Here is a 13,505-nt window from a genome sequence, read left to right on the forward strand (position 1 = left end):
CGAATTATTGTCCGAGATGCAACCTGCAGCACACGGCCACCAGACGCGACCGACACACAGAACACTACACATGGCAACTTGTCAGCAATCGATTCCGACAACTAATTCGAGCATTAAAATGGGACGCCGGTAACCTAAAGGACACACCGGAGTTATTATTTCGCAATCGCACGTGTTTAGCGTCTGCGCCTATGACAACATCCGTTTCGATCCCTGACAGCCGACAGGCAAAAAAGCCGCCGTGGTACCGATCGCTGTTCCTTCAGCTCATCGTCGCGATAGTCGTCGGCGTGCTGATCGGATGGTTGTGGCCTGAGTTCGGCGCTAACCTCAAGCCTTTGGCGGACGGATTCATCAAGCTCATCAAGATGCTGGTCGCGCCAATCATCTTCTGCACCGTCGTCATTGGAATTGCGCATGTCGGCGACCTCAAAGCGGTAGGACGAATAGGCGTCAAGGCCCTCATCTACTTCGAGGTGGTCACCACCTTCGCCCTGCTGTTCGGCCTGCTGATCGGCAACCTCATGCAACCCGGCGCAGGCTTCAACATCAACCCTGAAACCCTGGCACACGGAGCGGACGCCGTCGCAGCCAAGACCGGAAGCGGCGAACTCCCCCACACCGTCGAGTTCCTACTCAACATCATTCCGGTGTCAATCGCCTCAGCGTTCGCCGAAAACGCACTGCTGCAAGTACTTTTCTTTGCCGTCCTGTTCGGCCTCGCGCTGGCAAAAGCCGGCGAGAGCGGACCACCGATCGTGTTCGAACTCGTAGATCGACTGAGCCACTTGTTCTTCACGATCATCGGGTGGATCATGCGACTCGCACCCATCGGCGCGCTGGGCGCCATGGCCTACATCGTCGGCCAGTACGGAATCGCATCGCTCGGAAGCTACGCAAAACTGATCGCCGCGTGCTACATCGGCGCCGCCCTGTTCATCCTCATCCTGGCCGCTATCGTCCGATACTTCGCCGGTGTGAACCTGTGGAAGTTCGTGAAATACATCAAAGATGAGCTGTTCCTTGCACTGGGCACTGCATCGACAGAGGTTGTCCTGCCCCGAATCATGGTCAAACTCACCAACGCCGGATGCTCGCGTACGACAACGGGACTCGTCGTGCCCACCGGATACTCCTTCAACCTCGACGGTGCCACCCTGTACTTGTCGATCTGCATGTTGTTTCTCGCCCAGGCGCTCGGTGTCGACCTGACACTCGGCGAACAAATCACCGCCGTACCGGTATTGATGCTCACGTCGAAAGGTATGGCCGGGGTTCCCGGATCGTCGTTCCTTGCACTGTCCGCCACTGTGGCTGCAATCGGGCACGGCGCGATTCCCGTTGCCGCCGTTGCACTTCTCTTGGGTGCCGACCGCATCATGGACTCGATGCGAGTGTCGGTGAATCTGCTCGGAAATTGCGTCGCAACATTTGTCGTCGCAAACTGGGAGGGACAACTCGACAAGGAGCGCATGCGCAATGTCCTCAACGGTGAGGAAGTCCCACCTCTCGAAGAAATTGACCCCCTCACTGCGAAAAGTATCCCGGCGCCGGAGTCCGGAGCACTTACGAGCGCTTCAACGCCGTAATGCGGTCCTCGCTCACGCGCAACAGCACCCGCTCTCCTCCCCACAACTCGCGCGGTTGCACCCAGCTACCGAAGCCGTCGTCTCCGTCAGGTTCCACACGAACCTCCCAGGTGCGCTGACCTGTTCGTGCATTCACTCCGTACACAACACCCTCGTCGACAACCAGGTCACCGTTCCACGAAACGTCGCCGGTTCGTTCGGTACGGGTATCCCACAGGACCTCCCCGCTGAACAGATCAACGACGCGGATCGTGGCATCGGTGTCCGTCACCGCAACCACGTCTCCGATCACCGCCAGTGATCGCGCAGACCCGAACACCTCCCGATTGGTCCACAGCTTCTCCCCGGTCTTTCTATCGAAGCCGCTGTCCCCCAGAATGATCGGAACCGTACCCCCGGACGGCTCATCGCGGCTGTAGCGCCAACTGAAAGACGAGCCCGATCCGGTCGGCGGTGAATCCGCGCTGGCAAATTCGTGTCCGTACTGATCTATCGCGTACTCACTCCTCGCCTGCCCATCGCCTTCGCAGTCACGTTCTGAAACCAAAGTGACACCGTCCGAGGATGTGTGGGTGGACGAGCACGTGGTGTAGCCGTACAACCACCGCTGATCGCCGGTCTTCGGATCAAAACCCAAGGTCTCGTCGAGGGAAATCAAGCCCAGACCGCCGCGCACCGACATCACCGGCTCCACGTAGCCGGATTCCCACGATCCGCCGACGTCGAATGCCTTGGACCAGTTGGCTTGCGGATCGTCGACGGTTCCGCTGTGCACACGGACGTCGTTGCTCTCGATATCACCTTCGAGTGCCAAGACGTTGTCACCCCAGACAACCGCAATGATCGGAGTCCACGGCGTGACTACGTCTCTACGCTCGCCGCTCTCGATGTCGAAAATCGAATACGCATCGGCGGAAACATACGGCCCCGAGTAGCACAGCAGCGAACCGTCGAGCAATGTCGGAGAACACCCACCGATATCGACGGCCGAGCTGCGCCAGCGCACCGAGCCGTCCGCCGCATCGAGCGCGACCAGCTCCGCGTCGTCGAGTGAATATGACTGCCGATCCGGCATGCCGGCCATCGTCACGACAACCGAGTCCGCGTCGATGAATCCGCCCATCTCCATGTTGAATTCGGTTCCGCCGAGCGGGCTGCGAAAGATAGCAAATTCTCGTCCGAGAACCTCGGCGGCGTCGACGGCCCACAGCGGTGACCCGAGGTCAAGAGACTGGGCACGGTTTCCCGCGTCGATCACGGTGAGCACCGCTGCGGCAACGGTCACTACCGCGGCCACGGCCGCGATACGAAGACGGGTTCGTGGGGAAAACCGCGTGGTCATCGAATCTCCAGCCCATCGATCGTTGCGAGAAACTCCAGTTGCTCGAACGTCATCGGAGCGTTCGGAGTCGCTGCCGACGAACGAACCGACACCCGTGTGCCGTTCGGCTTCGTCAATGTCACCGATCGACTCTGCTCACTCGTTGATTCGCGACTGCTGTCGCCATTCCCCATCGACATGACCGAGTACTGACGCTGGTCGCGCACGATCACTGCACCACCATCGACCTCCGTTACCGAGATCGGATGCCCGTCGTACGACGGGTCGTACTTGTTCGGCGCCTTGGGAAGGCTCTGCCCGCTGGTGATCGAGATACTCAGATCCGACTCGTTGCCGCCCGATCGCGCAACAAGATCCTGACAAGCAGTCGTGCTGTCGCGCTCGGCTAGAACCAATGTCCCAAGCCTGGGTTCGAGAACTGGCATTCCGGGAGGTGCCGCGCGCCAACCGGATTCAAGAGTCCTTCCCAGCTCCTCGACGGTGCCCCGATCCAACTTCCTCCCTGACGGGTCGGGCGTCGATCCCTGACAACCTGGCACCATCGGGGCCGTACCGGGTGGAACCGGAGCCGTCATGCGCAGTTGCGGAAGGCTGACCAGTCCGATCAGCTCGTCGACGGTCAACGGAACCACGCCACTGATCTCCACCTCGGGACCACCGGAATACACCTCATCGGTTGCACTCGCTTGGATGAAGGTCTTGTCCGCGCCGTACAGAAGCGCCGAACGCGACAACGTGCGAACGCCGTTGGTTTCGCTCCACGTGTCCTGCGCGTCCACGACAGAACCGTCAGCGAGGGTGCGACGCTCGACGAGCGAGCCGGCAATACACGGAGGCACCGGCCCGGTGTGGGACGTCATTCGGATGCTGAGTGCTCCGGCCTTTCCGTCCCGGACCAGCGTCGCGGATGCCGTCGTATCTGCCATTTCCTCGAGTGAGAACCCCTCGGGCAGTTCGGATGACTCCGACGGAACATGGAGAGGCCCGAAGTTCAACGATTCATCCGGGCTGGCGAACTCGATCACGGCGGATGTCGGCAACGACCGCTGAACTGCTTCGGACATCACGGTTGCCTTGGGCCCGGAGAACCACGGGAACCGTGGATCGTCGTAGGTGTGCGACCCGGTCGACCAGTACGAGATAGCCGACAAGCTGTCGTCGGGCGCCTCGACGGTTGTGCATCCCGGGATGCTCGTCGGGTACACCACTGTCGGTGTTACGTAGGTGTACTCGGAGTCGGCCACCGTCTCCTCGGCCGGCTGCGTCGTACCAACGGTCGACGCAGCCGGTTCACCAGAGTCCGAACCGCTCCATCGATCGACTACTCCGGCAAAGACGATGCCGCCGGCCATCAACGACACCACTGTGAGCGCGGTCGTCCACTTTTCGGTCCGATCGGAACCCGAATTCTCCTCGGCCACCAGCCCTCGCAGTCTCCGTCATGGGCACGCCCGGTAGGCGGTGCCTCTCCCAGGACCTGTCGCGCCGGCACCGAATTTTGTTACCAACCGGATGGTTTCCATTGAAGAAGGCATTACCCAAGGCTGCGAAGACCACCCGTTACACCCTGACCGGTACCGGATCCGAGTCAGGATCCTGTTCGATCGGAATGAGCCGGATTGCTTCACCCTCGATATCGACGTTGGGCAGGATCTTGTCGAGCCAGGCCGGTAGCTTCCACGCCGAATCTCCGAGAATCGACATGACCGCGGGGATGACGATCATGCGAATGATGAAGGCGTCGAAGAAGACTGCCGCTGCAAGTCCGAAGCCCATCATCTTGCTGGTGGTTTCCGACGACAACATGAACGCGCCGAACACCGAGATCATGATGATTGCCGCCGACGCAACCACCCGCGCTCCGTGGGTGTACCCCGAGACGATGGCGTCCTTTGCCGACAACCCGTGCACGTATTCCTCACGCATTCGAGTCACGAGGAATACCTGGTAATCCATTGCCAGACCGAAGACCACACCGATCATGAAGATCGGCAGGAAAGAGATGATCGGCTGGGTGTGCTGGATCAGCCCGAAAGCACCCTCCTGGAAGATCGCCACCGTGGCACCGAATGTGGCGCAGATGGAGAACAAGAATCCGAGAGTTGCAGTCAGCGGCACCAGGATCGAACGGAAGACGACCATCATGATGATGAACGCCAAGCCGACGACCACAATCAGATACGGAATGAGCGCAGAGCTGAGTTTCGACGACATGTCGGCAACAATCGCCGTCTGGCCCGCGACACCGAGTTCGGCACCATCAGCCTTCACCGTCGATCCGTATTCGCGGATCTGATCCATCAGCGCGTGAGTTTCGGGACCACTCGGCGACAGCTGCGGAGTGACGGCAATCAGGGCGGAGTTGGCTCCGACCATCGGATTTGCCGCGTCCGGACCGTTGCCGGTCCACATCAGGAGATCCGGCGTAGCGACATTGTCCAGGCCCTTGATGTACGCGATCGTCTCTGTGGCGATCGGTGTGATGTCCGTACCGGCCGGCGCGTCGAGAACCACAAACAACTTACCGTTGACGCCCTCACCGAAACCGCGCTGCATCAGAGCCAGAGCGGGTTGCTCTTCGTCCTGAGTGAAGGAAAGTCCGAGCTCGAGCTTTGTCATCGGAATCGCGGCGATCACCAGGAGAACCAACGCAATGCCGGCGATCGGCCACGGGTACTTGGTGACGACCTTCGCCCACCTGTGCCCGTTCGATTCCATCGATTCGGGCTCGTCGCCGTGACGCAGTCCGGGAATGCGTGGGGAAAACGCGAATCGCCCGAAAAGCCCCAGCACAGCCGGGATCAACGTGATTGCGCCCAATACTGCGATGATGACGGCAATCGCAGCCGAGATTCCCATCTGAGTGATCATCGGAACGCCGACCACGGCCAGCGCTGCCAACGCAACCACAACGGTCAGGCCGGCAAAGACAACGGACGAACCGGCAGTGCCCACCGCACGACCGACTGCTGCCTCCCTGCTGCCGCCCAGATTGAGCTCACTGCGGTACCGCGAGACGATGAACAACGCATAGTCGATCGAGACGGCGATGCCGATCATCGTCACGATGCCCGTGACACCTTCATTGATGTCGAAGAAGCCCGCACCGAGTGTGACGCTCAGCGTTGCGAGTGCAATTCCGAGAATTGCCGTGAACAGCGGAATGAACGCCGCGACCAGCGCGCCGAAGGCGACGATCATGACGATGAACGCCACCGCGAAGCCGAGCATCTCCGACAGGCCGCCGGCAGTCTGAACCTGCATCAGCGAACCGGTGCCCTCGACTTGCAAACCGCCGGTACGGAATTTGGCCATCAGATCAAGGAAAGCCGTCTTGTTGGCCTGCGTCTGATCCTCGATGCGGATCGACTGGTTGAGCTGGATCAAGCCGACCTTGCCGTTGTCGCCCAGCACGGCGGAAGCAAGGGCCGGTTCGGCAGCCGCCAAGGCGACCGGGTTGACGATAGTTTCGGGATCAACGATGTCCGGGAGAGTTTTTGCCTGCGCGATCAGTTGGTCGATCTGATCACTGTGCGCGGCAAGTCCGTCGTCGGCCGCGACGAGAATGCTGGTGGATGCCTTACTTTGTTGCTCGGCCGCAGCCGCAAAATTCTCGTTCATCAGTTCGGTGGCACGCTGGGAATCCGTGCCGGGAAGGTTGAATTCCTTCGAGAATGTCGGGCTCGTGGCGCCGATCGCGCCGCCGACAATCGCGATGACAATGACCCACGTTGCCAACACAAGATACTTGTGACGGAATGCAAACTTCCCAAGCCTGTACAAATAGGTAGCCAACGTCAGCCTCTTTCGCCGTGGACTCTCGATGCCACGTCATACGGTACGGTCCGATTCGCGTTATGGCACTCGATATTTGCCAAGAAGCCCCCACGAAAGGCATTCGCATGACACACGGCGAGACCGTCGACCGCGACCAACTTCTCTCCGCGCAACGACGCCTCGACGCGCTGGGGCCGCGATTGACCGGCAGCGACGCGCATCATGCGGTCGTAGAAGAAGTAGCTCGGGAATTCGCGGAACTCGGACTCGAGGTTCACCGTGATTCGCACACCTTCGAGCGCTGGGATCTACCTCGGAGCGCCGACGGACTGCGCGTCGAACTGCCGACCGGACCGGTTCAAGTCTCGTCCGCGTTCCCGTACTCCGGAATCACCGGGCCGGCTGGAATCACGGCACCTCTGGTCTATCTCGAGGCCAAGCGCCCCTCGTGGTCGAAGGCCAAAGGCGCTGTCGCGGTGATCGAAGTTCCCCACATCGATCTTCCGCGCTCGCTGCTGGTGAGCGAGTGGGGGCCGATGGTGACGGACGAAACCTTGCGCAATCCCGTACTCTCCGCAACGCTCTTGGGGCCAAAACTCGAGAAGGCGCGCAAAGCCGGTGCTGTCGGCGTGATCGCGGTGTGGCGCGGCATTGCCCTGGACAACGCTCTGGGACAGTATCTTCCGTTCACCCAGCCGTACCACGACATTCCGGCGCTATGGGTTGCCGGCGACGAAGGCGCGCAGGTGGTTGCCGCCGCCCGTTCCGGTCAGCAGGCGACTCTGGTTCTGGACGCGACCTTGCATCCCGGAACTACAACCGACACCGTGTGGGCCGTCGCCCCCGGCACGTCGCCGGAGGAAACGATCCTGGTCATCACGCACAGTGACGGCACCAACGGGGTCGAGGAGAACGGCCACTTGGGCATGTTGGAGTTGGCTCGCCATGCCGTTGCCCAGCCTCATCGCCGGTCGTACGTCTTCGTGTTGACCACCGGCCACCTACGCATTCCCGCGGTGTCCAAGCACGGGCAGGCAACGTCGACGTGGCTCGAAGCACACCCCGAAATGTGGAAGGGCGAAGCCGGTCAGGCGCGCGCAGTAGCGGGGATCGCGATCGAACACCTCGGTGCTCTGGGAGACATCGAGGACACCACAACCGGAAGCTACTCGTTGGATGCCACCCCGGAGCCGGAACTTCTGTACGCGACCAGCCGGGAAGTACACGATATCGCCGCGCCACTGTGGCGCGACATCGGTAGCGGCGACCGCCGAATCGTCGCCCCCGGCCCCGTCATCCATTTCGGTGAGGGTGAACCACTTTTCGAACGCAAGATCCCGGCAGTCGCCTTGGTGACGGCGCCGCAGTACCTGCTCGCTCTGCGTGAGGCAGACGCCGTCACCCACGTCGATCTCGACGCAATGGTCAAGCAGATCGAAAGCTTCCGCGATCTGCTCGACGCGTTCGATGCGACGGACTCCGCAGCTTTCGGCTCGGTTGTCTCTCGTTCGGTATTCGCGAAGTTTTCGGCACTGTTGAAGCTGATGCAGATCCTGAAACGAGCAAAAACTGCTGTGCGCCTTTATTAACCGCGGGCGGTTAACAAAGGCGCACAGCACATGTCCTACTTGTCGTGAATGATCACGCCACGGATGTTCTTGCCGTCACGCAGATCCTGGTAGCCCTGGTTGACGTCTTCGAGGCTGTAGGTGTTGGTGATCAGTTCGTCGAGCTTGAGTTGGCCGGCATCGTAGAGACGCAGCAGTCGCACGATGTCGTACTGCGGATTCATGGATCCGAACAGCGTGCCCTTGATCGTCTTCTGATTCAGCGTCAGGTCGGTGCCCGACACGTGAACGGTCAGCTTGGCCGGATCGGCGAGACCCGTGATCACCACGGTTCCGCCCTTACCGATCACTGCTGTCGCTGCACTGACCACGTCCTCGTCGACGGTGCCGACAAGAATGAGCGCAGCGTCGGCGCCCTGTCCCCAGGTCAGCTCGTTGACCTTGGCAGCCGCGCTCTCGGCGTCCGCAAAGGCGTGCGTTGCACCGAATTTCAGTGCTGTCTCACGCTTGAGAGCAACCGGGTCGACCACCACGACGTACTTGCAACCGGCCGAAACAGCGCCCTGGACGGCGTTGATGCCGAGGCCACCGATGCCGTAGATCACGGCAGTGTCGCCGGCGCGCAGGTTACCGGCGTTGACGGCGGTTCCCCAGCCCGACGGAACGCCGCAACCGACGACCACTGCGGTCTCCAACGGGAGCCAGTCGTCGATCTTGACGACCGAGTGCTGGGAGATGGTGGCGCGCTCGGAAAACGTTCCGAGCATGCACATTCCGCCGAAGTCCAGACCGTTGCCGTGGAATCGGAAGGACCCGTCCGTCATCGAGCCTTCGAGGATCGTGGCACCCATGTCGCAGAGGTTCTGACGGCCGGTCGAGCAGTAGCGACACGTACCGCAGTTGGGGATGAAGCTACACACGACGTGGTCGCCCGGCTTCACCTTCGTGACACCGGGTCCAACCTCTTCGATGATGCCCGAGCCTTCGTGTCCGCCGACGATCGGATAGCGCGGCGGGAGATCACCGTCGGTGAGGTGCAGATCCGAATGGCACAGTCCGGCAGCGGTGTACTTGATCAGTACCTCACCCACCCCCGGGCCGTCGAGATCGAGTTCCATGATCTCGAAAGGCTTTCCGGGCTCGAGCAGTACAGCAGCTTTGGTCTTCACTGGTGATCTCCTTGATTTGTCGGGCGAGGTTGGTAAGTGGGATGGACTCAGAGGGCGATGTTGACGGCCTTGGTCTGGGTGTAGAGGTCGATGGCGGAAGCGCCGAGTTCGCGGCCCCAGCCGGACTGCTTGTATCCACCGAAGGGCATCGCGGTGTCGAATCCGTTGTACTGGTTGATCCACACCGAGCCGGCCTTCAGGCGCTTGGCCGTGCGGTGGGCCTTGGAGATGTCACGGGTCCAGATGCCGGCGGCGAGACCGTAGATGGAATCGTTTGCGGCAGTGATGGGTCCGTCGTCCGCGTTGAACGGCAGCGCCGCCACGACGGGTCCGAAGATCTCCTCCTGAACGATAGAGAATTCGGGCTTGACGTCGACGAAGACAGTAGGCTCGACGAAGTAGCCCTGATCGCCCCAGCGGTTACCGCCGGTGAGTGCACGCGCGCCGTCGGCGATTCCCTCACGCAAATACCCGGTGACCTTGTCGAACTGCTCCTGCGAGACCAGCGGCCCGAGCTGAGTGGTGGGATCGAGGCCTGGTCCGATCTTGACCTGACTTGCAGCGTGCGCGACGGCCTCGGTGAACTTCTCGAAGATGGTGTCCTCGACGTACAGACGGGTTCCCGCAACGCAGCACTGTCCATGGTTGAACAGCCAGGCGTTGAGCGAACCTTCCACTGCGGAATCGAAATCCGCGTCGGCGAACACGATGTTGGGGCTCTTGCCGCCGAGTTCGAGAGTGACCTTCTTCAGATTTCCCTTGGCTGCGTCGACGATCTTCTTGCCCACTTCGGTCGAACCGGTGAACGCAACCTTGTCGACGTCGTCGTGACCGGACAGTGCCGCGCCGGCGTCACCGAAACCGGGAACGATGTTGACGACGCCGGGCGGGAAGCCGGCTTCCTCGAATACCTCTGCGAGAAGCAGTGCGGTGAGCGGGGTTTGCTCGGCGGGCTTGAGGATCACGGTGTTTCCGGCCGCGAGCGCGGGTGCGAGCTTCCACGACGACATGAGTAGCGGGAAGTTCCACGGCACGATCAGGCCGCAGACGCCGATGGCCTCACGCAGCGTGTAGGCGTGGAACTCACCGCCGGGAGAGAACGGCATGGACACGTTGACCGTGCTGCCTTCGATCTTCGTGGCCCAGCCCGCGTAGTAGCGGAAAACGTCTGCGGCCCAGGCCACGTCGACTGCGGTGGCGATAGCAACGGACTTGCCGTTGTCGAGAGCTTCGAGCTGGCCGAATTCTTCGGCGCGGGCACTGAGAATGTCGCCGACGCGCCAGATCATGCGCTCGCGCTCGTTTGCCTTCATGCGCGACCATGGTCCGTCTTCGAAAGCCGTACGAGCGGCACGTACCGCGCGGTCGATGTCTTCGGCCTGTCCATGCGCCACGTCTGCGAGCTTCTGACCGTCAGCCGGGTTGTACGTCGCGAAGGTCTGACCCGAAGCTGCGTCGACGAATTCGCCGCCGATGTAGAGCTTCTTCGGTCCGTTCAGGAAACCCTGTACCGCGGAACTGATGGTGTGTTCGGCTACTGCCGTCATCGGAAACTCCCCTGAAGTAGTGAGGTGCGAATGTGATGCACGCCATACTTCCCTGCGACGACGGGGGCTAACTGTCCAAAGTTTGTACACACTGCACGCGAGTGCGTGAAGCAATCCGCGCTCGTTCAAGAAATGTAAAAGAGTTTCACACGAATCGGACTGGCGGTCGTTTCAACTTCCCCAACGAGGAAAGTCGAAACGACCGCCAGAATCAAGGCCTGAACTACACCGGGCCACCACCACTGCTTCCGGCACTACCACTACCGGTACCGCCTTCGCTTCCAGCAGAGGAACCGAAGCTGAAGCAGAATTCGATAAATGCCTGGAATGCGGCAAAGAGATTGGGCATGGTCGAGCCTTCCTGGTTGAGGGAATGCCGAACACGGTAAGCGATTAACACGGCGGCACAGAAAACGTACCGTCGACACTCACCGAAATAGGTCGATCTTGCATTCTTACCGATCGTCTAGCTGCGACAACCGGCAAGAAGGTGGCACGCCCACTTGAGCGCTCATTGATGTCACCACGAGCAATATAGAGACAATTCAGGCGAGAGTGCCAGGCACACGGGGTAACGGTTACTTAAATGTAATAAATCCCAACAAAGAAAGAATGATGTTTCAAAACGAATATCGAGGGTAGAACATAACCCCATTAACCAAACCGTGTGAGATGTTTTCGGATATGAGAATCCCGGCCGCCAGAGCGAATAGAAAATTCGTTCATACCAATCGGCTACGAGGAACTAAGCGTTACTCACCTTTTCCACTTCATTAGCCGGGTTATCGAAACCGCGATCTTCAAACAACACTGTTGCCAAAGAAAGCGCGGGTCGCGCTGAACTACTCAGGTCAGATGTCCAACGCCCGCATCCGTGCGTACAAAGTACTGCGACTGATCCCGAGTTGCGCCGACGCGTGAACCTTGTTGCCACCACAATCCTTCAACGCTCCGACGATGGCTTGACGCTCTGCTTTTTCCCGGCCCGCCAACCGTGACACCTTGGTAGTGGTGCGGTATTCCTCGGGCAGGTCAGAGACATCGACGCGATTGCTGGAACGCTCGTTCACGGCATGTGTCAAGACAACTCGCAGTTCTGCGAGGTTTCCCGGCCAACTGGCGGCCGTCAAAGCTTCGACTGCGCTTGCGGTCAAGCGCAGTTCCGGCGCCATCGATTCCATCATCGCCCGTGCCAGTTCGGCGATGTCGGCGTCACGCTCGCGCAGCGGCGGTACCACTACCCGCAGCGCACAACGGGATACGAGTGCAGCGATTGCGGAAGGGAGCTCACCGGCCGGGCTGCTGGTCAATACAACTTTGGGGCCGACGGTGCTCGAATCGACCAGTTCGGTAAGTATCGGTACCACCGAATCCGGTAGCAATTGAATCTGTTCGATCACCACGACGCCCGAACGCTTACGGGCGGCACGCACGAGATCGGTGACCCATTTCTCGCGGCCGTCGAATGCGATTCGTGTGGCATCGAGCCAACTCGCGTCGACGGTGCCCACCACGTCCGCTGCCGCCGACGTTCGACCTGAGCCCGCCTCACCCGAAATCGCCACGGCGGCAGAAACAGTCCGCGCTCGCATCAGGTCGCGACGGAGTCGTTCACCCGGAGACGGTGCCCGCTCGTGCGTTCTACGGATCGGCGCCCGTTCCCGCTGGAGTGGTTCGACCAGGAACAACGCGCCGCCGTCTGCCCCGGAAATCCGGTCGGCTTGAACTCGCGCGAGCGCACCGGACGCCAATTCGACTGTCACCAGCCGTGATTGGTCCGGGTTGAGGTCGGCAATCAAGGATCGAAGCGATACATGATCGGCGGTGTCGAGCAGATCCAAGGCGGTTCGGTTGCTCAGCAGGATGTCGTCGCCGATGGCCGCGACGGCAATGTTGCGTTGATGGGACACTCGCTGGAATGCGTCGACCAATCGCTGCTCCGACGCTTTCGAGCCCTCGAGTAACCGCTTCTCGATGTCCGCTGCCGCTCGCGCCAGGAAGGGCGCGAACAGCGGGTTGGCCTGCGAGACAACACCAGTCATGTCGAGAATTCCCTCGACGCGACGCGTGACGGGATGCAGGATCGGCTGGCCGTAACAGCTGAGTCCTTTGAGACTGTCGAGGAAATGCTCGTCACCGTGGATCACCACACTTCGGCCTACCTCGAGCGGCGTCCCGAGCGCGTTGGTGCCCGCGTGCTCTTCGCCGAATCGCGAACCGTTGACGACGCCCAACCGCTCGATCGTCCGCTCGACTCGACTGTCGGAGTACACCGAAGCGACCACTCGGCACTCTCGATCAGCCAACAGGACGCAGAACCCGGTGCCCGCGATCTGACGGGCAACTTCGTCGAGTACCGGAGAAGCAGCGCGCAGCAACCGACTCTCTGCGTCCTGGTCGGCAGTATCGACTGCGATCGCCGCGGACGGGTCGACTCCACTGAGCCGCGAGCGTTTCCAGGAGAGCGCGATCTCCGGGCGAACCGGATCATGATCTCCTGAAGAATCGAACAC

General features: G+C 60.8%; 9 protein-coding genes. 2 read left to right on the top strand and 7 right to left on the bottom strand.

The features are described from left to right. Positions 1–191: 191 nt before the first annotated feature. Entirely contained in the window at positions 192–1,589 is a 1,398-nt protein-coding gene (gene dctA / locus FFI94_RS21270) for a C4-dicarboxylate transporter DctA (protein ID WP_138869554.1), read from the top strand. Here dctA and FFI94_RS21275 read toward each other — a convergent pair. The 3 genes from FFI94_RS21275 to FFI94_RS21285 form a co-directional block, all read right to left on the bottom strand. Beyond that, the gene (locus FFI94_RS21275; RefSeq protein WP_138869555.1) at positions 1,567–2,931 is read right to left on the bottom strand and encodes a PQQ-binding-like beta-propeller repeat protein; all 1,365 of its coding nucleotides are present in this window, start codon (positions 2,929–2,931) and stop codon (positions 1,567–1,569) included. The two genes, dctA and FFI94_RS21275, sit on opposite strands and share 23 nt — an antisense overlap. Next, the gene (locus tag FFI94_RS21280; RefSeq protein ID WP_138869556.1) at positions 2,928–4,352 is read right to left on the bottom strand and encodes a hypothetical protein; all 1,425 of its coding nucleotides are present in this window, start codon (positions 4,350–4,352) and stop codon (positions 2,928–2,930) included. Before FFI94_RS21280 ends, FFI94_RS21275 begins: the two co-directional genes overlap by 4 nt. Before the next feature lie 139 nt (positions 4,353–4,491). Then, on the bottom strand, positions 4,492–6,726 hold the full coding sequence (locus tag FFI94_RS21285) for an MMPL family transporter (protein ID WP_138869557.1): 2,235 nt from the start codon (positions 6,724–6,726) through the stop codon (positions 4,492–4,494). A 107-nt stretch (positions 6,727–6,833) separates the two neighbouring features. Between FFI94_RS21285 and FFI94_RS21290 the strand changes: the two genes are divergently transcribed. Beyond that, positions 6,834–8,297 carry a hypothetical protein gene (locus FFI94_RS21290; RefSeq protein ID WP_138869558.1) on the top strand — a complete coding sequence of 488 codons (1,464 nt, stop codon included), beginning with the start codon at positions 6,834–6,836 and terminating at the stop codon, positions 8,295–8,297. 35 nt (positions 8,298–8,332) lie between these two features. Here FFI94_RS21290 and FFI94_RS21295 read toward each other — a convergent pair whose 3' ends face one another. From FFI94_RS21295 to FFI94_RS21305, 4 genes are all read right to left on the bottom strand, one after another. Further along, complete coding sequence (locus FFI94_RS21295) at positions 8,333–9,445, bottom strand: NDMA-dependent alcohol dehydrogenase (RefSeq protein ID WP_138869559.1); 1,113 nt, start codon at positions 9,443–9,445, stop codon at positions 8,333–8,335. Positions 9,446–9,492: 47 nt separating this feature from the next. Then, positions 9,493–10,992: an aldehyde dehydrogenase family protein gene (locus FFI94_RS21300; protein WP_019744236.1), complete on the bottom strand. Its 1,500-nt coding sequence runs from the start codon at positions 10,990–10,992 to the stop codon at positions 9,493–9,495. A 223-nt stretch (positions 10,993–11,215) separates the two neighbouring features. Continuing rightward, the gene (locus FFI94_RS34325) at positions 11,216–11,341 is read right to left on the bottom strand and encodes a hypothetical protein (protein WP_260684229.1); all 126 of its coding nucleotides are present in this window, start codon (positions 11,339–11,341) and stop codon (positions 11,216–11,218) included. A gap of 502 nt (positions 11,342–11,843) precedes the next feature. Continuing rightward, positions 11,844–13,505: a sigma-54-dependent Fis family transcriptional regulator gene (locus FFI94_RS21305; protein ID WP_138869560.1), complete on the bottom strand. Its 1,662-nt coding sequence runs from the start codon at positions 13,503–13,505 to the stop codon at positions 11,844–11,846.

This window comes from Rhodococcus sp. KBS0724 (assembly GCF_005938745.2).
In the GTDB taxonomy this organism is placed as follows: domain Bacteria; phylum Actinomycetota; class Actinomycetes; order Mycobacteriales; family Mycobacteriaceae; genus Rhodococcus_F.

Coding starts and splice junctions, on each gene's coding strand:
- FFI94_RS21275 (WP_138869555.1), bottom strand. CDS start 2,931: ATGACCACGCGGTTTTCCCCACGAACCCGTCTTCGTATCGCGGCCGTG.
- FFI94_RS21300 (WP_019744236.1), bottom strand. CDS start 10,992: ATGACGGCAGTAGCCGAACACACCATCAGTTCCGCGGTACAGGGTTTC.
- FFI94_RS21290 (WP_138869558.1), top strand. CDS start 6,834: ATGACACACGGCGAGACCGTCGACCGCGACCAACTTCTCTCCGCGCAA.
- dctA (WP_138869554.1), top strand. CDS start 192: ATGACAACATCCGTTTCGATCCCTGACAGCCGACAGGCAAAAAAGCCG.
- FFI94_RS34325 (WP_260684229.1), bottom strand. CDS start 11,341: ATGCCCAATCTCTTTGCCGCATTCCAGGCATTTATCGAATTCTGCTTC.